General features: G+C 58.0%; 25 protein-coding genes and 2 pseudogenes. 17 read left to right on the forward strand and 10 right to left on the reverse strand.

Annotated features, from left to right (window positions below; genetic code table 11):
• Positions 1-75 precede the first annotated feature (75 nt).
• The 8 genes and pseudogenes from ACQZ6D_RS19255 (at position 76) to ACQZ6D_RS19290 (ending at position 5,156) form a co-directional block, all read left to right on the forward strand.
• A complete protein-coding gene (locus ACQZ6D_RS19255; RefSeq protein ID WP_448730234.1) occupies positions 76-900 on the forward strand; it encodes an oxidoreductase in 825 nt (274 codons plus the stop codon).
• 40 nt (positions 901-940) lie between these two features.
• On the forward strand, positions 941-1,789 hold the full coding sequence (locus tag ACQZ6D_RS19260) for an alpha/beta fold hydrolase (RefSeq protein WP_153793618.1): 849 nt from the start codon (positions 941-943) through the stop codon (positions 1,787-1,789).
• A 65-nt stretch (positions 1,790-1,854) separates the two neighbouring features.
• On the forward strand, positions 1,855-2,385 hold the full coding sequence (locus ACQZ6D_RS19265; protein WP_080850527.1) for a VOC family protein: 531 nt from the start codon (positions 1,855-1,857) through the stop codon (positions 2,383-2,385).
• Complete coding sequence (locus ACQZ6D_RS19270; RefSeq protein ID WP_153793619.1) at positions 2,382-3,116, forward strand: L,D-transpeptidase; 735 nt, start codon at positions 2,382-2,384, stop codon at positions 3,114-3,116. The genes ACQZ6D_RS19265 and ACQZ6D_RS19270 overlap by 4 nt, the downstream gene beginning before the upstream one ends.
• 107 nt (positions 3,117-3,223) lie before the next feature.
• Positions 3,224-3,982: an alpha/beta fold hydrolase gene (locus ACQZ6D_RS19275; RefSeq protein ID WP_153793620.1), complete on the forward strand. Its 759-nt coding sequence runs from the start codon at positions 3,224-3,226 to the stop codon at positions 3,980-3,982.
• A 241-nt stretch (positions 3,983-4,223) separates the two neighbouring features.
• Positions 4,224-4,613, forward strand: a complete 390-nt coding sequence (locus tag ACQZ6D_RS19280; RefSeq protein ID WP_013637179.1) for a RidA family protein — start codon at positions 4,224-4,226, stop codon at positions 4,611-4,613.
• 46 nt (positions 4,614-4,659) lie between these two features.
• Positions 4,660-4,863, forward strand: a pseudogene (locus tag ACQZ6D_RS19285) (ribbon-helix-helix domain-containing protein); the annotation flags it as partial.
• On the forward strand, positions 4,863-5,156 hold the full coding sequence (locus tag ACQZ6D_RS19290; RefSeq protein WP_174041353.1) for a type II toxin-antitoxin system RelE/ParE family toxin: 294 nt from the start codon (positions 4,863-4,865) through the stop codon (positions 5,154-5,156). The pseudogene ACQZ6D_RS19285 and the gene ACQZ6D_RS19290, both read left to right, overlap by 1 nt.
• A 205-nt stretch (positions 5,157-5,361) precedes the next feature.
• Here ACQZ6D_RS19290 and ACQZ6D_RS19295 read toward each other — a convergent pair whose 3' ends face one another.
• The 3 genes from ACQZ6D_RS19295 to ACQZ6D_RS19305 form a co-directional block, all read right to left on the reverse strand.
• Positions 5,362-6,192: an aldo/keto reductase gene (locus tag ACQZ6D_RS19295; protein ID WP_127966512.1), complete on the reverse strand. Its 831-nt coding sequence runs from the start codon at positions 6,190-6,192 to the stop codon at positions 5,362-5,364.
• Between the two features lie 74 nt (positions 6,193-6,266).
• Entirely contained in the window at positions 6,267-7,148 is an 882-nt protein-coding gene (locus ACQZ6D_RS19300; RefSeq protein WP_174041354.1) for an NmrA family NAD(P)-binding protein, read from the reverse strand.
• Positions 7,149-7,181: 33 nt separating this feature from the next.
• Positions 7,182-8,465: a serine hydrolase domain-containing protein gene (locus ACQZ6D_RS19305; RefSeq protein ID WP_127966511.1), complete on the reverse strand. Its 1,284-nt coding sequence runs from the start codon at positions 8,463-8,465 to the stop codon at positions 7,182-7,184.
• A 190-nt stretch (positions 8,466-8,655) separates the two neighbouring features.
• Between ACQZ6D_RS19305 and ACQZ6D_RS19310 the strand changes: the two genes are divergently transcribed.
• Complete coding sequence (locus ACQZ6D_RS19310) at positions 8,656-9,555, forward strand: LysR family transcriptional regulator (RefSeq protein WP_153793623.1); 900 nt, start codon at positions 8,656-8,658, stop codon at positions 9,553-9,555.
• Between the two features lie 462 nt (positions 9,556-10,017).
• On the opposite strand, the gene ACQZ6D_RS19315 is transcribed toward ACQZ6D_RS19310, so the two are convergent.
• Complete coding sequence (locus ACQZ6D_RS19315) at positions 10,018-10,449, reverse strand: winged helix-turn-helix transcriptional regulator (protein WP_025591175.1); 432 nt, start codon at positions 10,447-10,449, stop codon at positions 10,018-10,020.
• A 127-nt stretch (positions 10,450-10,576) separates the two neighbouring features.
• On the opposite strand from ACQZ6D_RS19315, the gene ACQZ6D_RS19320 reads away from it, so the two are divergent.
• From ACQZ6D_RS19320 to ACQZ6D_RS19330, 3 genes are all read left to right on the forward strand, one after another.
• Positions 10,577-10,873, forward strand: coding sequence for a YciI family protein (locus ACQZ6D_RS19320; RefSeq protein ID WP_153793624.1), 297 nt, complete (start codon positions 10,577-10,579; stop codon positions 10,871-10,873).
• Between the two features lie 69 nt (positions 10,874-10,942).
• The gene (locus ACQZ6D_RS19325) at positions 10,943-11,722 is read left to right on the forward strand and encodes an SDR family NAD(P)-dependent oxidoreductase (protein ID WP_448730233.1); all 780 of its coding nucleotides are present in this window, start codon (positions 10,943-10,945) and stop codon (positions 11,720-11,722) included.
• Positions 11,723-11,801: 79 nt separating this feature from the next.
• Positions 11,802-12,617: an oxidoreductase gene (locus ACQZ6D_RS19330; protein ID WP_025591179.1), complete on the forward strand. Its 816-nt coding sequence runs from the start codon at positions 11,802-11,804 to the stop codon at positions 12,615-12,617.
• A 387-nt stretch (positions 12,618-13,004) separates the two neighbouring features.
• Here the strand turns inward: ACQZ6D_RS19330 and ACQZ6D_RS19335 are convergent, their stop codons facing one another.
• Positions 13,005-13,334 carry an NAD(P)-binding domain-containing protein gene (locus ACQZ6D_RS19335; RefSeq protein WP_206665944.1) on the reverse strand — a complete coding sequence of 110 codons (330 nt, stop codon included), beginning with the start codon at positions 13,332-13,334 and terminating at the stop codon, positions 13,005-13,007.
• Between the two features lie 91 nt (positions 13,335-13,425).
• Complete coding sequence (locus ACQZ6D_RS19340; RefSeq protein WP_206665943.1) at positions 13,426-13,650, reverse strand: NAD(P)-binding domain-containing protein; 225 nt, start codon at positions 13,648-13,650, stop codon at positions 13,426-13,428.
• Between the two features lie 246 nt (positions 13,651-13,896).
• On the opposite strand from ACQZ6D_RS19340, the gene ACQZ6D_RS19345 reads away from it, so the two are divergent.
• Both ACQZ6D_RS19345 and ACQZ6D_RS19350 read left to right on the forward strand, forming a co-directional pair.
• On the forward strand, positions 13,897-14,208 hold the full coding sequence (locus ACQZ6D_RS19345) for a helix-turn-helix domain-containing protein (RefSeq protein ID WP_112753001.1): 312 nt from the start codon (positions 13,897-13,899) through the stop codon (positions 14,206-14,208).
• A complete protein-coding gene (locus ACQZ6D_RS19350; protein ID WP_142851364.1) occupies positions 14,201-15,454 on the forward strand; it encodes a type II toxin-antitoxin system HipA family toxin in 1,254 nt (417 codons plus the stop codon). Before ACQZ6D_RS19345 ends, ACQZ6D_RS19350 begins: the two co-directional genes overlap by 8 nt.
• 159 nt (positions 15,455-15,613) lie before the next feature.
• On the opposite strand, the gene ACQZ6D_RS19355 is transcribed toward ACQZ6D_RS19350, so the two are convergent.
• Positions 15,614-15,928: an addiction module antidote protein gene (locus ACQZ6D_RS19355; protein ID WP_448730232.1), complete on the reverse strand. Its 315-nt coding sequence runs from the start codon at positions 15,926-15,928 to the stop codon at positions 15,614-15,616.
• A 4-nt stretch (positions 15,929-15,932) separates the two neighbouring features.
• Positions 15,933-16,227 (reverse strand): annotated as a pseudogene (locus ACQZ6D_RS19360) (type II toxin-antitoxin system RelE/ParE family toxin).
• Positions 16,228-16,833: 606 nt separating this feature from the next.
• Between ACQZ6D_RS19360 and ACQZ6D_RS19365 the strand changes: the two are divergent.
• The 3 genes from ACQZ6D_RS19365 (at position 16,834) to ACQZ6D_RS19375 (ending at position 18,707) form a co-directional block, all read left to right on the forward strand.
• Positions 16,834-17,964, forward strand: coding sequence for a Fic family protein (locus ACQZ6D_RS19365; RefSeq protein WP_309582994.1), 1,131 nt, complete (start codon positions 16,834-16,836; stop codon positions 17,962-17,964).
• A 195-nt stretch (positions 17,965-18,159) separates the two neighbouring features.
• On the forward strand, positions 18,160-18,414 hold the full coding sequence (locus tag ACQZ6D_RS19370; RefSeq protein ID WP_111790995.1) for a type II toxin-antitoxin system ParD family antitoxin: 255 nt from the start codon (positions 18,160-18,162) through the stop codon (positions 18,412-18,414).
• On the forward strand, positions 18,414-18,707 hold the full coding sequence (locus tag ACQZ6D_RS19375; protein WP_076843641.1) for a type II toxin-antitoxin system RelE/ParE family toxin: 294 nt from the start codon (positions 18,414-18,416) through the stop codon (positions 18,705-18,707). Before ACQZ6D_RS19370 ends, ACQZ6D_RS19375 begins: the two co-directional genes overlap by 1 nt.
• A gap of 137 nt (positions 18,708-18,844) precedes the next feature.
• Here ACQZ6D_RS19375 and ACQZ6D_RS19380 read toward each other — a convergent pair whose 3' ends face one another.
• Together ACQZ6D_RS19380 and ACQZ6D_RS19385 are read right to left on the reverse strand one after the other, a co-directional pair.
• Positions 18,845-19,687 (reverse strand): Pnap_2097 family protein, encoded by an 843-nt coding sequence (locus ACQZ6D_RS19380; protein ID WP_236742443.1) that lies wholly within the window; start codon positions 19,685-19,687, stop codon positions 18,845-18,847.
• Entirely contained in the window at positions 19,684-20,940 is a 1,257-nt protein-coding gene (locus ACQZ6D_RS19385; RefSeq protein WP_448730231.1) for an MSMEG_0569 family flavin-dependent oxidoreductase, read from the reverse strand. The genes ACQZ6D_RS19380 and ACQZ6D_RS19385 overlap by 4 nt, the downstream gene beginning before the upstream one ends.
• Position 20,941: the final 1 nt, after the last annotated feature.

Here is a 20,941-nt window from a genome sequence, read left to right on the forward strand (position 1 = left end):
ACAAAACTGTCACTTCAAGTACAAATCTAAACATATAGATTCAAGTCAAATTTCGAAAACAAGCGGAGAAACGTCATGAGAACTTGGTTCATCACAGGCTGCTCGAGCGGCTTTGGACAACGGCTCGCGATCGCTGCAGCACAGCGGGGCGATCAGGTTGTCGCTACTGCCCGAAACGTCAACTCGATCGAAGAAATGGCTCGGCCATTCGACGGCCGAATGATCACCTTGCCGCTCGACGTGACAGATGCGACGGCGGCCAATACCGCGGTCGCAAAGGCCGTCGAGACATTTGGGGGTTTTGACGTGCTGGTGAACAATGCCGGCTACGGACTGTTTGGGGCGCTCGAGGAGGGCACGCCCGAAGAATATCGACCGATGTTCGAGGTGAACGTTTTCGGTCTTATCGAAACCACCAGGGCAGCCTTGCCTGCACTGCGACGTTCGGGCGGAGTGATCGTCAACATGTCTTCTGGCGCAGGGATCGCGGGCAGTGGCGGCGCAGCATATTACAATGCAGCCAAGTTTGCGGTTGAAGGGGTTTCCGAAGCACTCTCCGGCGAGCTGAAGCCGTTCGGCATCCGAGTGCTGATCGTCGAGCCTGGGCCATTTCGGACCGACTTCCTTGGACGTTCGATCACGATGGCGGCCAAAGAGATGCCGGAATACGCCGCAAGTTCGCGCAGGCATTATCGCGAAACCAATAACGGCAACCAGGCAGGCGATCCCGACAAGGCGGTTGCAGCGATCCTGAAGGCGGTCGATGCGGATGAGGCTCCGCTTCATCTGCCGCTCGGCCCGGTAGCGCATTCGATCGCTGAGCGGAAGTTGGCTTCGTTTCGCCGTGATGTCGAAACCTGGCGCGACATCTCGATCGCGACCGATTTCGATCAGCCCTGAGCTGATCGTTCTTTAACATCAACATCGACGGGAAAGAGTTATGATCCCAACATTGGAAGGGTTTGCCCAGCAGCTGGTGCCGGTCAATGGCATCAAGATCAATGCCGTAACGGGAGGCTCCGGCCCGCCGATCCTCCTGCTTCACGGTTGGCCGGAAACCTGGTGGGAATGGCACCACGTCATGCCGCTGCTGGTCGAACATTTTAGCGTGGTGGCGATAGATCTGCGCGGTGCGGGTTTTTCCGACTGCCCGCTTGACGGCTATGACAAGGCGACGATGGCGCGCGACGCGCACGAAGTAATGCTCGCCCTTGGGCATAATCGCTATGCCGTGTGTGGCCATGACATTGGCGGAATGGTCGCATTGCCGCAGGCCGCTATCTATCGAGATTCGGTTACTCACCTTGCTGTCCTCGATGTTCCGCTTCCTGGCTGGAGCCAGTGGGAGGCGACGACGGCAAAGATCTGGCACTTCGCGTTCCATGCTCATCGAGATCTGCCGGAACGCCTGATTTATGGCCGCGAATATGATTATGTTTCGGCCTTCATGGCGGAGCGGTTTTACGATCACAGCACCTTCAATCCAGAAGACATCGAGATCTACGCGAAAGCAATGGCCCTCCCTGGCCGCACGCGCGGTGGCATGGAATGGTACCGCACACTGACCGCCGACCATGCGGCCGCGCTGGAATACAAGAAGCGACCGCTCCGGATTCCGGTTTTAGGTCTCGGCGGGGAGCAGCGTTTCGGTGCTCATATGGTCCCGATGCTCAATGAGTTCGCCACAGATGTTACGGGCGGCTCGATTGCCCGCTGTAGTCACTATGTGGCGGACGAGCGCCCGGGTGAAGTGGCCGCTGCTCTCATCGATTTCCTCAAGGCCAAGTGAACTCTGCGATCCGGGCACATTGAGCCCGATCGCGTTCATCGATTCAACGAGAAAGGAAAACTGTCATGACTGCACCTCAAATTCGCGGCGTCAATCACATCGGCATCACAGTGCCCGATATCGAGGCAGCAAAATCGTTCCTGGTGGAAGCTTTTGGCGGCCAGGTGATCTACCAATCGTTCGGGCCGCAGGATCCGGCCAGGCAGGGACCCGAGTTCGAGCGGGCCACTGGTGCTTACCCCGGAACGGTCGTGCGTGCGCAGGCGATGGTCAAGATCGGTACCGGGCCTGACATCGAGCTCTTCGAAATGCACGGTCCCAAGCAAGCGCAACCGGTTACACCGAGCGACTTCGGCATTACGCATTTTGGTGTCTATACCGACGACATCGACGCATCGGTAGAGCGCTTTGAGAAGGCCGGCGGAACCCCCCTTACGGCGCCACGCGCTATTCCGTACGCAACCGAAAAAGGGGACGGAAACAAGGTCTGCTATTGCCGCACGCCGTGGGGCACGATGATTGAGTTTATCACAACGCCCGATCGCATGGCCTATCATGACCAAACGGATCTGCGCAGGTGGCAGGACGAGAAATGAGCGTGAGCTTCGATACCACGTTATCCCGCCGCAGCCTCCTGTCGCTTTCGGCGATGGCTGCGGCCTCCGCTCTGGCGGGGTGCGCCTCCACCGCTGGCACCGGTTGGATGGTGGGGCGACAGTCGACGCCGCTCCCGGATCCGATCGGCCCTGTCCACATCGCAGCTGTACCGACAGATGCCGAATTGGCTGTCATGTACGGTCCTATCGAGGATGGCGGCTTTCTGATCCCGGCGGTTCCCTACAAACAGATTGATTCGCGCTACTATCGCCAGCAGGTCCTCGACCCAACTGGCGAGGCGCCCGGCACCATCGTCGTCGACACCCCCTCCCGCTTCCTCTATCTCGTCCAGCCGGGTGGGACCGCGATGCGCTATGGTGTTGGCATCGGCCGCGAGGGCTTTGCCTGGCAGGGCAACGGCGTCATTAAGTGGCGTCAGAAATGGCCCCGCTGGAAGCCGCCGAACGAGATGGTCGCGCGTCAGCCGGAACTGGCGAAGTATTCGATCGAGAATGGTGGCATGGAGCCGGGCCTGAAAAATCCGCTCGGTGCGCGAGCGCTCTACATCTTCGCCGGCGGCCGGGACACGCTCTATCGTCTGCACGGCAATCCGCAATGGCGCTCGATTGGCAAGGCCGTTTCGTCAGGCTGTGTGCGCCTGCTCAACCAGGACATTATCGACCTCTATGAGCGTGTGCCGATCAAGGCGCCAATTGTCGTCAAGCAGTAAGCGCAAGCTATCACCACCGTCTCTCCCTGGATAGAGGAGAGACATGTCCTTCAGGCGATTTCAAAGCCTCAGTTAATCCACGCACAAAACTCAAGGAACTACCGACCATGTCGAACTTCAGTAAAGTGGCCGTTTGCCTCGTTGCCGCGCTTTTGTCTTCCGTAGCCGTAACAGCCCCAGCCTTAGCGGACGCGCGCAACATCGTCCTTGTCCATGGCGCGCTCGTGGATGGTTCGGGCTGGCGCGGCGTTTATGACATCCTGACCCGCGACGGCTACAATGTCAGCATTGTCCAGCAGCCACTGACAAGCCTCGACCAGGACATTGCAGCCACGATGCGCGTGGTCGATCAGCAGGACGGAGATGTCGTTCTCGTCGGTCACAGCTACGGAGGCACGATCATCACGGCAGCAGGTGATGATCCTAAGGTCAAGGCACTTGTTTATGTCGCAGCGCTCCAACCTGAAAAAGGTGAAAGCACAGCACAATTGCTCCAGTCTATGCCGTCACCCACCAAGGATATTAAGCCGTCGAAGGATGGGTTCCTTCTTATAGACCGGTCAAAGTTCGCTGCGGATTTCGGGGCAGATCTGCCCAAGGATCAAGCCGAGTTCATGGCCCGGTCGCAAATGCCTGTCGCCGTCGTCGCCACCGATACACCGGTTGCGGCCGCAGCTTGGCACGAGAAGCCCAGCTACGCAATTGTAGCGAAGGACGATATGACGATAAACCCCGACCTGGAGCGCTGGATGTACAAGCGTGCCGGTTCAACGGTGACAGAGGTAGAGGGCAGCCACGCTATCTACATCTCTCAGGCGGCTGCAGTCGCAAAGGTTATCGAGGAAGCAGCCAAAGCTGCCAAATAGCGGCGGCATGCATTATGCAAAAGGCGCGTGTCTCGATCAACTTGCTAGCTGCGTCACGTCCGGGACGTGATGCAGCATTTTTGAGACACGTACCGGCGCCCGGGAAAGAGCCGTGCCGGCGGGCGAAGTCAAGGACTGTCCGACATCGCTGGCGTTTGTACTTTTTCATCCAACGGTGCTTAAAACTTCGCGACGCTTGTATCAGTGCCGCTAGCAACCAGCAAAGATTGCGAGGACCACTATGGATCGAGAGATCATTATACCCGACGAGATGCAGGAGATCGTCAGCCGAGCCGGCTATGCTCCCGCGGTTAAAGTCGGAGACACAATCTACGTCGTCGGCCAAGTTGGGCGGACCAAGGATCTCAATATTATTCGCGATCCTTCAGAGCAATTCAGAGCTATGTGGGACAATTTACGAATTGTCCTCGAAGCCGCTCAATGCACGTTCGATGACATCGTGGAAATGACAAGCTATCACGTCGAAATGTCCAAGCACATGGACGTGTTCCGGACTGTCAAAAACGAGGTGTTTCCGAAGGGAACCTATGCGTGGACCCGGATAGGTGTCTCTGAGCTCGCGCACCAGGGGCTCCTCGCTGAGGTGAAATGTGTTGCCGTAAAGCGATGATGGAACCTATTTGTCGCGAACGAACCCCTCCACGCTGAGCATATAAGCACAAGCAAAGACTGGTCGATACTCGAATGCGAGCGATTATGTCCGGGACCTGATCCGCAGAGACCAAGCGCGTACGGATAAGATTGCCGAGATGCAGCGATTTGTCGACGACGGGATCAGAAGCGGAGTTGGGAGCCGTTCAACGGAAGAGTTGTTTGCTTTAGCCACTTCTCGAGCTGCCATCAGCCGCGGACGCGCTTAATGCCATTCAGCCTATCTGTCCAAGCGGAAGAGGATATTATTTCCATTGCAGAAGAAGGCATCCGCATCTTCGGAGCACTGGTCGCCAGACAATATCACGATGAGCTTTTTGCCTTGCTCGAGCTCATTGCCACCAACCCAAGAATGGCACGCGAACGCCATGAGATTTTTCCTCCTGTCAGGATCCATCCTTTCAAGGCTCACCTTGTCGTGTACCGCATCATTGAAGACGGGAGCGTATTCGTCATCCGCATACGGCACGGCCATGAAGATTGGGCGGGAGATTCTTTCTAACCAACCACTTCGCCGAATTTATAACATATTGGTCGTAAGTGCGAATCTCATCAAGGCGACAGCATTACAAGCTGCGAAGGCTTAGGCAGCTATGCGCGCCCCATTTCGGTCGTTCCTGCCAATAGCCCTGGCTCCAACCAGCGCACGTTGCTCGGCTAGATCGAGAGGTATCCTGAGCGTAGCCCGAGATTAAGGCCCCCCCATTTCAGAGCGTTGCAGCCTCCCAGTCTGGAGCAAAAGGTGGATCAACGTAGCGTACGTCCTTCGGCAGAGCCGCGATAGCCGCGCGGTCCTCCTCGTCGAGGTGAATGTTGAGCGCATCGAGATTGGCTCGCTGGCTGGAGGAGCGAGCGGCTTTGGGGATAGCGATGACGTTTTCCTGATCCAGAAGCCAGGCTATGGCGATCTGGGCTGCGGTGGCGCTGTGCTTCTCACCGATCCTAGCGAGAACGGGATCCTTTGCCGCCCGGCCTTGCGCAAGCGGCGCATAGGCGGTCATCGGAATACCCCTGCGGCGAAGGTAATCCAGCATCGGCGTCTGCGACAGGAACGGATGATATTCCACTTGATGAACGGCGATGGGGGCGCCGATTTCCTCGATCGCATAACGGATCATGGGCAGGTTGAAGTTGCAGACGCCGATGGCGCGCGCCAGTCCTTCCTCCTTCAGTTTGGTGATCGCGTTGAGCGTTGCGCTCATGTTCATCTTCGCTGATGGCCAATGCACGAGGAAGAGATCGATATGGTCGAGGCGAAGCTTGCCGAGGCTCGTGTCGAAGGACCGTCGCAGGGCATCGGGGGAGAGCTTGTCGTGCCAGACCTTGGTGGTGACGAAGAGGTCAGCGCGGTTTATGCCGGAGGCCGTGAGCGCCGCGCCGACGGAGGCTTCATTGTCGTACATGGCGGCGGTATCGATGTGGCGAAAGCCGAGTTCAAGCGCACTTTCGATCACCGGTCGGGCGGCATCGCCCGGCATCCTGAAAGTCCCCAGTCCTAACCGGGGGATAGCGACACCGTGAGTCTCAATCGTTTCCATGAACAAACCTTTCGAGTTGCGAGGGACGCGACGGCAGAGGCAGAAGCCGTCCACCGCCCGTTCTCCCGGCGCGTTCACGCGGTCTCGCTCGCCGCTGCTTGCCGGACCAGCGCTTCGATCACCTGCGCAAGCGACGTCTTGCCCCTGACACGGTTTCCGCCGGCGGCTTTGAAGTCGATCCAGCCTTCGTTGAAACCGTCGAGCATACGCATGCGCGGCTGCGGGTGACGCGTACCCTGGGCACGGAATAGGCCGTCCCAGCGTTCCCGCGGGACGATCTCCACCCGTACCGGATGCCCGAGCACTATCGCGAAGGCATTGGCGAGATCGTTGGGGGAGACCCTTGCCGGGCCTTCCAGTTCCACCACCCGCTTGCCGATCCATTGCTCGCGGATAAGATCTGCAGCAAGCCGGCCGATATCCTGCGTCGACACCATGGCGAAGGTCTTGTCGGCAGGCTGGAGGAAGCTGTGGAGCACGCCTTCGTCGCGCGCCGCGACCACGTCCCAGACCGCATTTTCCATGAACCAGCCAGGCCGCAGGAAGGTGACGTGAAGATCGAGGTCGCCGAGGGCTTTTTCCAGCATCGTCCGCTGGCTCAACAGATTGTCGACTTCCGCGTCGGCGCCGATGGTCGAGAGGCAGACGACCCTTTCCGGGCGGGCAGCAAGGAGAGCGGTCGTCAGCGCCTCATTCTGCTTTGCCGCTTCCGGATAGCCGGGCGCCGGATCGAAGTCCGGCGGCGGTAGGATGAAGACGCCCTTGGCGCCCTTGAACGCATTGGCGAGCTTTGTTGCGTCGCCCATGTCGGCAAAGGCGATTTCGCAACCGCGCTTGCACCAGATTTCCGCCTTGGCGGGATCGCGCAGCACCGCGCGGACCGGTTCTCCGGCTTCGATCAGGGCGCTCGCCAGCGCGCCGCCGACCTTGCCGGTAATTCCTGTAATCGCATACATGATATGTCTCCTGGTTTTGAGGTTGGGAATGGATCAGGCGAGGCCGTCGTAGAGACCGCGCTCGAATGTGCCGTAGAGCTGCACGACCTTTTCGTCGTAGAATGGGAGAAGCTGGGTGAAGATGGCGCCGGTCACCTGCCGGGCCGGGTCGAGCCAGAAATAGCAGTTGAGCAGGCCAGCCCAGGAAATGCTGCCGACCGACCGACCGTTCGGACCGGGCAGCGTATTGATGTCGAACGAGTATCCCCATTTGTGGGGTTCACCGGGAAACTGGTCGAAGCTCTGCGAATAGGCGGGTTGGGCCGTCGTCATGGCGCGCACGTCGAGGTCGCCGATTTGGTTTCGCATCATCGACGCGACCGTTTCCGGCTTCAGCACGCGCACGCCCTTATGGGAGCCGCCGTTCAACAGCATCCGCAGGAAGGCCATGTAGTCGCGTGGCGTGCTGAAGGCGCCGCCGCCGCCCATGAAGAATTCCGGCCGTTGTGGCATCTCGAAGGGCGCGGGCGTCAGTCCGCCGTCCGCGTTCCTGTTGTGGAAGGTGGCGACCCTGGCCTTCTGCTTGCTGCCGATCAGGAAGCCTGAATCGGTCATGCCGAGCGGATCGAAGATGTTTTCGCGGAAATAGACCTCCAGCGACTGGTCGCTGACCGCCTCCACCAGCTTTCCGATCCAATCCATGCTGATGCCGTATTGCCAGCGATCGCCAGGATCGAACTCAAGCGGTGCCAGGAAAGCACCGTTTTTGCAGGTCGCTATGTCCGGCATTCCTGTAACCTGCTGATAGCGGGTCAGCGCATCGCTCCAGATCGAATAGGTATAGCCGGAGGTGTGGGTGAGCAGGTGCCGCACCTTGATGGCCCGCTTGGCCGGGCGTAGGCGCGGCTGGCCATCGCCGTCGAAACCCTCCAACACCATGGGATTGGCGAGTTCCGGCAAATGTTTCGCCGCATCGTCCTCGGGATCAATCTTACCCTGCTCGATGATTTGCATGCAGGCCGTGGCGGTGAAGGCCTTCGTCATCGACAACAGCCAGAACACCGTATCGGCGCGCATTGTCGCTCCGGTCACTGTATTGGCCTTTCCGAAGGTCCCTTCGTAGATCATGCCGTCCGGTCCCGCGGCTGAGGCAACGATCCCTGCCACTGTTCCGTCCCGAACGGCCTGCTCCATCGCCATGTCGATCGTTTTGAAATTTCCGGACCGCGCTTGCGGTTTGGCTGCCAGCGCATGAGCCGGCGTATTTGCAGCGGCGGTGCCGGCTGCCAGAAAGAGGCCGCCGCGCGCCAACAGGTTTCTGCGTGAGATCGCATTCATGCATGAAGTCCTTCTCTGCAAGGCCGGAGATTTCCACGGTTCCGGCATGCCGCTGGCGCCGCCCGGGCGCTAGGTAACTATTTACGGGATGAAGAAAGATGATTCACGCGCATTAAAATCAAGGATAAGATGACTTCCAATCATCATGAGAAGACGGTCGGCGAAGACCGACCTTGCGGCGGAGAGGTGCATGAGTTTCGACACGCGGCTGCTGACCGGGGTCGGTGTTTTCGGGGCGGTGATGGAGGCGGGCAATTTCGTGCGGGCCGCGGATGTTCTCGGCCTCACGCCATCGGGGGTCAGTCGTGCGGTAGCGCGACTCGAGCAACGCGTCGGCGTCAGGTTGTTCGACCGCAGCCCGCGTAAGGTTACGCTGACGGAAGAGGGCGCCCGCTTCCATGCCAGGATAATGCCGTTGCTGGCCGGGCTGGAGGAGGCGGCCTCCGAAGCAGCCGGTTCGGCGGCGTTCGTCGGCGGGCGGATCAGGGTTTCGATCGATCCCTGGTTCGCGCGCATGGTGCTGGCGCCGAGGATCGGTGAGTTTCTAGCGCTCTATCCCGCCCTGACTCTCGATCTGACGACCAGCAACTACCGCGAAGAGATGATGAGCGGCGCTGATGTCGCCGTGCGTTTTGGCCCGCCGGACGAATCCTCGCTGATCGCGCGCAAACTGCTGGACGTACCGGTGCTGACCTGTGCCGCCCCAGGCTATCTCGAACGTCACGGAGTTCCAGTCACGCCCCACGACCTGATGCGCCACGATTGTATTCTCTTTCGCGACCCGCAGACCGGGCGACCGTTCACCTGGGAATTCCAGGGGGATAACGGCGCCATCGAGATCAAGGTGGCCGGGCGGTTGGTCATGGACGATCCCTCCGCTGCGGTCGCGGCCTGTCTCGCAGGGCAAGGCATATTCCAGAGTTTTGCCATCGGCCTCGACGAGTGGCTTGAGAGCGGGGCGCTCACGACGATCCTGACGGAATGGTCGGGCGAGCGGTTTCCACTTTACGCCTATCATCCGTCACGCCACATGCCGCCGGCCAAGGTGCGGGCTTTTCTGGATTTTGTTCAACGAATCGCGGTGACATAGCGCGGGGTGCATTCTTGCCACGCGTCGCATGATTGGTGTTGCGTACCGGCCGTAAGAGCCGAAGGGGAGTAGATCAGTCCCCGATGACGGGTCAAATCCGCGCACCAGTTGGCATCGTGCCGCAATGCTGCTCCCAACGAACAGTGCTTACGGTTCGATTCCGTTCAAGGCATCGGAACCGGAAATGGCCACTACGCGGAAATAATTTCCGTTTCCGGCGGGTGCACGGGTTCACATCCTGTCGCACGACAGTTTACCGGACGACCATCTTTTTTACTCAACAGCGACGTCGGTCGACACCGAGACGGTGCGCTATTCGGAGAGAGTGGCAGGGCTTCTGTCGGTCGCAGTCCTCGTGTCCACGATACTGCTCTCGACCGACGTGCTTGTGAGGGCCGCCGTGCGCTCAAGCAAGCGGTGACATGCGGAAGCACCAAGTGAAAAGATCGCCATAGATCGACGTCAGCCAGGCATCACTATCTTGATGGGACGCGTCCCGATGGGTTCGCCCGTGGTTCTATCGATCATCACCGGCTCGATTTCCGTGCCCAAGCCTTCATCGAAGAAGCGGGTGAACTCGCCACCGCCGCGATGCTTTCCGCCCCACGCCGCGAGCGCGAAAAGGACCGGGAGAAAGTCCCGCCCTGCATCGGTGAGGACATACTCGTCGCGAGGTGGGCGTTCCGAGTAGCGGCGCTTTTCGAGAAGTCCTTCTTCCGTCATGGCAGCCAAACGTGTCGCCAGCGGTGTCGGCGCAATTCCGAGGTTTTTGCGAAACTCGTCGAACCGCGTGGACCCGGCGTGGGCGTCGCGCATGATCAGCATGCTCCATGCATCGCCTACGAGAGCAAGGCTCCGGGCAATGAGGCATGGCTGGTCCGAAAGATTTTTCATGTGGATCTCATTTTGGTAGTGACTTACTCTTAAAATGATAGTAACCCTTTATCCTTCGACATTCCAGCGTAAATTTCTGTTGGCCGTCGAAAACAGCCGGTGCCCAATCCCCATCAGGAAGACGACGATGAAGTTCTATCTCTGCAAATACATACCCCCGCGCCCGGATTTCCTCGCCACGATGACGACCGGCGAAAAGACCTGGATGGGCCAGCACGGCACTTATCTCGACAGGCTTCTCGGGGAAGGTAAAATCGTGGCGCACGGGCCTGTCATGGACCCCGCTGGCGGTTACGGCGTCTCGCTTTATCAGATTGAAGACGACGAAAATATCGAGGCGCTGACCTCGCTTGACCCGATCGTGCAAAACGGCGCTGGCCACTACGAGCATTATCCCATGCTTCACATCAAGCATCGCGGCTGAGTCCGCAAACCCCATGTATCCTCATGCCACCAATTATCGGCCGTCACGCGACCGACGGAAGGAACCTCTATGACCATCGCACTCATTACCGGAGCGTCCAGCGGTATCGGCGCCGTCTACGCACGACGGCTAGCCGCTCGGGGACACGACCTCGTTCTCGTCGCCCGGGCGACCGATCGCCTCGAAACGCTGGCCGCCGAACTTCGCCAGGCATATGGCATCGCCGTCGAGAACATCACGGCCGACCTTACAGACCTGACGCAACTCGGCACGGTCGCCGAACGCCTGAAGGCAGAGCCTTCTATCGACATTCTCGTCAACAACGCCGGGGCAGGATTGCTCGGCGGATTCACGTCGGCCGATCCTGCGGCGATGGAAACACTGCTTCGTCTCAACGTCGTCGCTCCGACGCTACTGGCTTCCGCGGTAATCGCGGGGATGGTGGAGCGGGGCAGCGGGTCGATCGTCAACATCGCCTCGGTGCTGGCGCTTTTACCCGAATATTCCCACGGCATCTATGCCGCCACCAAGTCCTATGTGCTGACAATGTCGCAGAGCCTAGCCGCAGAAGTCTCTTCCAAGGGCGTATACGTCCAGGCTGTCCTGCCCGCTGCGACACGTACGGAAATCTTCGAGCGGGCAGGAGGCGACATCAACCGTGTCCAGAACCTGATGGAAGCGGAAGACCTCGTCGACGCGGCGCTGATCGGGTTTGACCGGAAGGAGCTGGTGACGATCCCGCCCGTGCCCGACGTCGCCGCATGGGATGCCTTCGAGCAGGCGCGTGGCGTCTTGGCCGCAGGCTTTAGCAACTCCGAACCCGCCGCGCGATACCGCTCCAACTCATGACACTTCAACCTCGCGGGGACCACTTGCAACTCCCGCGCCATCAACACCGCCCTGTATCGGGCGAACGAAAGGAATTGAAATGAACACGAACAATCGTAGCGTCGCCGTCGTCACTGGCGCGGCATCCGGGATCGGTCTTGCCACGGCAAAGGCTCTGGTGTCGGCCGGCTACCAGGTCTTTGGAACCAGTCGGAAGGCGAGGACGGGGACGGTCGCGGGGATCACGATGCTTGAATGCGACGTGACCGACAGCGCTTCGGTGGCTGCAATGGTCGCCGAAGTCGTCAGCCGCACGGGCCGTATCGACATCTTCGTTAACAACGCGGGCGGGGCCCTCATCGGTGGCGCCGAGGAATCATCCGTTGAACAGGCGCAGGCTATTTTCGATCTCAACGTCTTCGGGATCGTCCGGACGACTAACGAGGTCCTACCGATCATGCGCAGGCAGCGTAGCGGGCGCATCATAAACATCAGTTCGGTGGTTGGCTTCATTCCCAGTCCGTTCAGCGCGCTTTACACCGCCACGAAACATGCCGTCGAGGGTTACTCGGAGTCTCTCGATCACGAAGTCAGATCGCTCGGTATCAGGGTCCTCCTGGTCGAGCCTGCCTTTACGAACACGGCGCTTGACCACAACGCGAAACAGCCCGACCGCATGACGAGCGTCTACGATGCGGGCCGCAAGACAACGGAAGCCGTGTGGAACAGTGCCATCAAGGCAGGCGATGCGCCGGAGCTTGTCGCGGAAGCCGTCGTGAAGGCGGCGACAGTAAAGTCGCCGAAGTTGCGCTACCCCGCCACCAAGGCGGCGCGGCAACTGCATTTCCTGCGACGCTTCGTACCCGCAAGCGCGTTCGACAAGAGCCTGCGCAAGCAGATGAAGCTGCCTGCCTGACGACGGTGGCACTCGGGAAGACGCCTCCTGACGATGGAAACGTCTTCAACTCAGCGACGATAGTGGATATCCGAGGGCGTTGTGGGCAGCGAGATCTGTCGGTTGATCCATGGCTATCGGCGGAACTGGGCCGGGTTGCTATGAGCGAAGCCGCATAAGCAGAAGTTGATGGAGCGTTTTCGCCGGGGTAGTCGGTCCCGCCTTCCGCGATGCGGCGCTTCTCTAATCGGCGGGTTGAGGTCAAGCGCTTTCGCGCTTACTTAAAGCGAAACGAGTTCGAGCAAAGTCCAATTTCGCCCATAGCGGACAATGAGTGCACCTAACATTTTCACTCCGAAGGTCGCGAATTCAAGTGGCGGCCCCTTCGTTGAGCCGCCCCTTGTTGGGCTAACGCCTCCACGACCCCTCTGGGAGTTCCTTATCCCGTTCCTCCGCAGCGAGTGCCGCAATGACACCGTCCTTATCGAGCGGGATGCAGTAAGCGGGCTTGGCCCGCTCAAAACGCCAGCTATCAGCGAGGGGGCCGACGTCTACAGTATCGAACCCGAACTCCGCTTGTAGGGTGGTCACAATCACCTTGTTGGCGGCATCGTCACCCCCAATCGGCAAGGCACACTTAGCTCTGTTTGGAAGTGCAACAGGATCGAGGAGGTCGTTCTCCAGAATGGCGTTGAACGCCTTGATGATCGTCGCCGCTTGGAAATGGTTTGCGATCATTTGCGACGTTTTCGTCTCGCGCCGGTCGAGCGCATCGATACTTCCATCCCTATCCGGGTAGTAGTTGTTCGCATCGATGACGATCTTGCCATCAAGGAACTGCGGTGCAAGCTGCGAACGGCACTGTGAGAACCATCACATCGCTGGACGAGGGCACGTCGGATACAACTGCGGCCTGACAACCAATTTCGGCCGCTGCCTCGCGCAGCGGTTCTGGTCCGCGCGAATTGCTGAGCGTCGCGGTATGTCCGTTCGCGACTGCAAGCCGGGCCAGTGCCTTACTGATTTGCTCGGCCCCGATGAAGCCAATCCTCATGCCTTGTCTTCCTGCTCGGCAGGCATGTTGCCAGGCGGATAGGAGCGGACATTTAAAGAAGGGTGTATTGCGGGGTGCTTCCAGTTTCGGTGCCCAGATTGTCTCAGTAGAGGGAACAAAATTGATCTGTAAGAAGATCTTTTAGTCTCATATGGTCCCTATTAGCGGCATTTGGTTTGACATGAGCAGATGTAGTGAGATACGTAAACATATCATAATGGGAAAGATGAATCGTTAAGGTATCATATGAAGTCGGATCCGGAGGCTCTTCAGGACATAGGGCGGCTGCTCAAGACGTCGCGCAAGACTTTGGGCCTCACCCAGGAGCAGGTTGCGGATATGGCGGGTATCTCGCGACCGCGGTACCGCGAGATTGAGGTTGGAGCCAGCGCTGCCCGTACGACCACTCTGGTCAACATTGGTCGTGCGCTTGGTCTGGAACTGATGCTCATCCCTCAAGCGATGGTCCCGGCGGTCGAAGCTTTACTGCAGCCAGGTGGCGCCGAAGATGACCTTCCTGCTTTCGTCGCCAGTCCTGATGGTGATGGCAATGTCTGATGCGCCTCTTGATCCAAGATCTATCACCTCACTGGACGTGCTGCTGAATGACCTGAAGGTCGGCGTGATCGTGAGGACGCCGGGAGACTTCAACGCGTTCAGCTTTGAGGAGAGCTATCGACAAACGGGTGGTTTCCCAGTGCTCAGTTTGTCATTTCGCGCGGCACATGGGGGTTTGCGGAAGGACCCGAAGCCTGTCGTAAGGGCTTTGCCATCGTTCTTTGCGAACCTTCTTCCAGAGGATAAACTGCGCGAGGCGATGGAGAAGCACCATTCAGGCAGCGTGCGAGCAGGAAATGATTTCGACCTGCTTGCAACACTCGGATCCGATCTGCCGGGGGCTGTCCGAATTGTGCCGAGCGAAGGCAGCGTTGTTTGTAATGAGGGTTTGACACCCTCGAGACCGAAGGCCCGGTTTTCGCTCGCCGGCGTGCAAATGAAACTCTCCGTCATCAAAAACACAGGCAAGGGCGGCGGTCTGACGATCCCCTTAGGCGACGAGCAGGGTTCATATATCGCCAAGTTTCCATCGACATCATTTCCCGGTGTCTCGGAAAACGAATTTGCAAATCTTGCATTGGCCGAAGCGATTGGTATGGACGTGCCGGAACGCGAGCTCGTGGAACAATCGCAGTTCGAGGGTATCCCGGAGGAGTTTGAGACACTGTCCGACGGCAAAGTCCTCCTCGTCAAACGTTTCGATCGCGTTGCCGGTGGTGAACGCATCCATATCGAAGATTTCGCACAGGTATTCGGCGTCTATCCGTCTCGAAAATATGAGGGGGCCTCATATCATGATATCGCTGTGGCTATTGGGGTCGCCGTTTCTTCAGCGGCAGCCATCGAGTTCGTCCGACGACTGGCTTTGGCAGTCCTGACAGGAAATGGCGACATGCACCTCAAGAATTGGTCGCTGATTTATTATGGGAAGGGCAACAAGCCGGCACTCGCCCCAGTCTATGATGTGCTCTCGACAGTCCCTTACATTCCGTCGGATGCCATGGCACTGTCGCTGGCCGGTGAAAGGCCGTTCAAGGCAATGAACGCCCAGCGATGGAAAGTCTTCGCGCATCGTGCGCGACTGCCTGAAGCTGCTGTGCTGAAGGCTGTTACGGAGACCGTCGAGCGCGTCAACCAGTCTTGGTGGTCTCTGCCTGAACGAGCTGTTCTACCCGATAGAGTGTTGGAACGGATTGATGCCCACATCAAGCTGATGTCGCCGATCCTCGGCACCTGCGCGAATTAGCAATTGGTGTTTTTGCGTAACTCGTTAGCAGTTTCATAGCCCACCAAAACCGATAGGGTCGCTGGTTCGAATCCGTTCAAGAGCTTAAACCATGAGAAATCGGCTACCTCGGTCTGTCTCGAGCCCAAAAAGCGTTTAGAAAACGTTCGAATGTGCCGTTCACTTCGCCGCGGCGTTCGAACCGCTGCTGGATTTCAAAACAAGATTTAGCCTGTAACCAAGGGCGTCAGCTACCTTCGCAATCGTCCCAAACTCTGGGTTGCCATCGCCACTTAATGCTCGGTAGAGAGCAGGTCGCGTAAGTCCGGTATTCCGAGAGAGATTCGACATGCCGCGCGCGCGCGCGACAACACCAAGAGCGCGAGCGATATGGTTTGCGTCTCCATCTTCGCTAGCAGCTAAAAGATATTCAGCGATCGCTTCCTCACTCCCAAGGAATTCGGCGGAGTCGTACTCAAATGTCTCAAGTGGCATGCGATTACTCCTTCAATTGCTGTGCTAGTTTTTTAGCTAATCGAATGTCTTTGTCCTGGGTACCCTTGTCGCCACCGCAAAGAAGAACATAAACGACCGACCCGTCCCGGACAAAATAGACACGATAACCAGGCCCATAATTAATGCGGAGTTCGCTCACGCCTTCGCCGACTGGCTACATCCCCAGGATTTCCCGCAGCGAGACGGTCAATGCGGTCGGCAATTCGAGCTTGAGCACGAAAGTCTTTTAGCGTTTTGATCCAGTCCGCATAATCACGAGTGCGCCTAATCGTGAACATGAGTTTATGTAACCCATAGGGGACATAAACTCAAGGCGGTGGCGCTCTGGGGGCTGGATGTTTTGATCTTTTTATCACAAATGTCAGCCATATGATTGCCGCGGGTCCAATCTTCATCAAATCCGAATGGCCTGTTTTTCCTGTTGCGGCTGTCCATAGCGTTTTGCCCGCTTTGCGTGGCCTAAGACCGGGCACTCCGAGCGCAAATTGATGCAAATACAAGTGACCCAAGCGACGGGGTCGCCGGTTCGTATCTCATCAAGGCGGGTAAACTAATATGAACATCGCAGTGGAGAGGCCAGAAGTTCGCAAAGATTTGCCAGGGAAGACTAACCGAGTGTCATTGCCCGAGTTCTTTTTGGTGATTGGGTGGGTCATGTCTTGATGACGGGGCTATAGTACTCGCGACAACATCGGCCAAAAGATCGGCCAAATGTGATGGTAAATCGACAAAAATCCCATATATATAAATGATATAAGGAAACTGGATATCGGCCAAAATGACTGTCTAAGAAGCATCTACCCGCATCGAACCGGCGCGTATCGAGCATCCCAGCGGCGAACTGCTGGACCTTTCGCTTGAGATTGTCGCTAGGGCCGAACGACTTGGCCGGGCCCTCCATCCTGACCGCAGCCCAACTGGCCCGCACCGTCAGGATCATGAACACCTACTATAGTAATCTGATCGAAGGCCACAACACCCGGCCACGTGAGATCGAGCAGGCCCTGCAGGGAATTGAGCCCGAGGACGATCGGCGCGACCTCAAGATCGAAGCCGTCGCCCACTATCGTGTTCAGCAGGAGATCGACGAGCGAGAGGCGGCAGGCATGTTGCCTGATCCTGCATCGATAGAATTCATCCGCTATCTTCACCGCGCCTTTTATGATGGCGCAACAGTAAAGATGCTGACGATTGTCGGTAACCACCACAGCTTTGTTATGACGCCCGGCGAATGGCGGCGAGGGGAGGAGCAGGACGTCGAGGTCGGCAGACATTTGCCTCCCGCGAGCGATCGCGTGCCCGATTTCATGGCCTACTTCCATCAGCGGTTCGCCTTCCAGCCGGCTCCAGGAGAAGCGATGATGGCAGTTGGGAGCAGCCGTAGCGCCCGCCTTTTTGCGATGGCGACCGCGCATCACCGTTTCAACTACATCCATCCGTTTCCAGACGGCAACGGCCGAGTTAGCCGTTTGATGAGTCATGCGATGGCACAAGCGGCCGGAGTGGGAGCTCATGGTCTCTGGTCAGTTTCCCGCGGCTTGGCTCGAGGCTTGGCGGGGGGGCCTGAAGGACGCGCCGAATATAAGCAGCATATGGCTTGGGCAGACGAGCCACGTCAGGGCGACCGCGATGGACGGGGCAACCTGTCGCTCAAGGGACTGGAACTGTTCACCAGTTGGTTTCTGCGCGTGTGTCTCGATCAGCTCGAATACATGGACAGCCTGTTTGACCTCAAAACACTAGGGGGACGCCTCAAGCGTTATGTCTATCGTCAGGAAACTTTGCCTGACGAGTGCGCGCCCTTACTTCAGGAAGCCCTTGTGCGCGGAGAATTTGAGCGGGGAGAGGCTTCGCGTATCACTGGCCTGCCAGATCGATCGGCGCGGCGCGTTCTAAAGGCGCTGACGGATGAGGGCCTGCTTGCGTCAGTTACTGAAAAGGGGCCTGTGTCGCTGCGCTTTCCAGTCCAAGCGCTCGATACCCTTTTCCCTCGTCTCTATCCCGAGGACGTATGACTTTTTCGTGTACTGGCGGACCCCTCACTGCTGCCTGAGAAGCGTCCAGAGGAGGATTAGTGATACGCCAAATAGCAGCTTAGCCGAATCAAGCGTGCAGCGGTCGGTTCCCATCAAGAGCTGTAATTGCGACCTCATCATTAGTTTGACAAACTTTGCCATCAGCAAGTATGTTGAGGCATTAGGGAGACTTGAATGGCGACGATGAATGTATCTCTCCCAGACCTCATGAAAGATTGGGTTGAAGCACAGACCAAGACTGGTCGATACTCGAACGCGAGCGATTATGTCCGGGACCTGATCCGCAGAGACCAAGCGCGTACGGACAAGATTGCCGAGATGCAGCGATTTGTCGACGACGGGATCAGAAGCGGAGTTGGTAGCCGTTCAACGGAAGAGTTGTTTGCTTTAGCCACTTCTCGAGCTGACATGAGCCGCGGACGCGCTTAATGCCATTTAGCCTATCTGTCCAAGCGGAAGAGGATATTATTTTCATTGCAGAAGAAGGCATCCGCATCTTCGGAGCACTAGTCGCCAGACAATATCACGATGAGCTTTTTGCCTTGCTCGAACTTATCGCCACCAACCCAAGAATGGCACGCGAACGCCATGAGATTTCTCCTCCTGTCAGGATCCATCCTTTCAAGGCTCACCCTGTCGTGTACCGCATCATTGAAGACGGGAGCGTATTCGTCATCCGCATAAGGCACGGCCATGAAGATTGGGCGGGAGATTCTTTCTAACCAACCACTTCGCCGAATTTATAACATATTGGTCGTAAGTGCGAATCTCATCAAGAGCTAGACTAAGCGAGACGATATCGCATGAGTTGCCGTAGCAGCATTTGAAGCCGACATTTCTTGTCGACCGCGTCGCGTTGTTAAGCGGTTATAGAGCTGTCGTTCCCACGGTCGAAACGTACGCGCATCAACGCCAAAGGTCGACAGTCTTGACCGTTCAGGAAGACTTCATACCCTGAAGGCAGCTTCTTGAAGTTGATCTCCATCCATTCTCCCGGCTCTACATTACCCAGATAAACTACATTCCGCGAGGCGATCATCCCGGTATGCATCTCTCCTGCTTGGAACAATCCCCGGTCAGCTAAAGCGCTGTAGCTCGGGAAATAGAGAAGTCTGGCGGCATTGAAGTCTGTCGCCGGGCACGGCAGGACCATCTGTGTTTGTGACATCCCGGAGAGTTTAAAATGGTTGTTGCGAATGTCTCGCGTGGCGGCCGAGGCCATCTCGGCAACGCGACGAACCGCGAGGGGCGCCTCGGGCGGCATCGCCAACGCCCGCGGGCTCCGCCGGACGACAGATCGGTTAATCTCCGGTTCGGAACGTCCCACAAAGGTCGAGACCAAAATCATGCGGCCTACAATATCGCCGCCAGCGGTGACGCGGATAAGTGACGCCAGACGCCCGTGGCCGACGCGGTAGAGATCCGCAGCCAGTGTCATCTCCCCGCCCAATCGTGGAAGATGAGGTCTTACGAACTGCAAGCTGGTCGCACAAAAAGCCGCGTAGAGTGGCTGGCCCTCTGAGCAAATGAAAACAGCATCCCGCTGTCCCATGGCGAGCGCGATGAGCCGCCAGTGCAAATCACCGGCGCGTCGCTTGAGCCATTGCTCCGAAATGCCGCTGTAGCCCATTTCCGCCATTCCTAGCACGTGGCGTTCGATGAGCTCCGACCCCTCGTGCCTGGCGAGCTGAACAGTGCTCATGCAGCCAGCCTGTTCTTTTGGAGTGCTACTATTTGTTCGGCGAGATACCGGCTGTCCTCGTCGATGCCAAGAAATCGGCCGGAGCCCCATGTGTTCAGCCAGCCAAGACCAATAAAATACAGACCAGGTGCATCGGTTACACCGCGACGGAACACCGGCTTGCCTCGCTGATCGAGGCAGTCGACCTTCAGCCACGAATAATCCGGACGGAAACCGATCGCCCAGATGATCGATTTTATGCCCGCCTCCGCCAAATCAACTTCGGTGATTTCTTGAACGGGACGCCAGACCTTTTCAAATGGGGGCTCCTCTGGAGCATTAATTGCGTGCGTGGCGATCCAGGCATCGATCTGCTTGCGTATACCCAGGTAGCTCCGGTCAGCATCATCAAGGTTCTTCTCGAGGTCGGGCAGAAACATCATCGTTGTGCCGGAGCCACCTGCGACCGATCCGTATAGCCGAACGCCCTCCAGGGCGTATTTGCGCAGATCGATCTCCTTGCCGCCGTCGCGCCCGGACATGTAATGGTTGGTCTGGGTCAAGGCTTTGATGGGATCGGGATGGGTATCGATCGTGACGGCATATGTGCCGGCATCGTAAAGCCAGTCGGTTGCGTCGCGCCCGCGGTATTTGCGCGGGCTGCGCGGAGCGGGTCCTACCGCCAGGTGCACTGGACGACCTTCCAGATGAAAGTCGTCCATGATCTGCACGCCAGATTGCCCTGTGCCGACAATCAAGGTTCCGCCATCTGGTAATTGCGACGGACGCCGGTAATCGCGCGAGTGCATCTGTAGGATAGTGGCGTCCAGATCTGCTGCGTAGGACGGCACGATTGGATTGTCGTACCCACCTGTCGCAACCACAACCTGGTCCGCAGTCAAGTTGCCAGAGCTAGTCTCGATCCAGTATCCACCACTGTCGCGAGGCGAGACATGCGTGACGTCCACCCCTTCGCGGATCGGTGGGCTGAAGCTTTCTGCAAAGCCATCCAGATAGTCTACGATTTCTTGCCTGAGCATGAAGCCATTCGGATCCGCTCCCTTATAGTGCCAGCCGGGCAGCCGGCACTGCCAGTTTGGTGTGACCAGACAGAAGCTGTCCCAGCGATTGTTGCGCCAACTCTCGAACCGTTGACGGCGCTCAAGAACGACATGCTCGACCCCTTCCTGCATGAGATACCAACTGACAGAAAGACCAGCCTGGCCGCCTCCGATGATGAGAACTGGAACGTGCGGTACAGTATCGTCGATCATA

The sequence above is a fragment of the Agrobacterium sp. 22-3639C2 genome, from assembly GCF_053522105.1.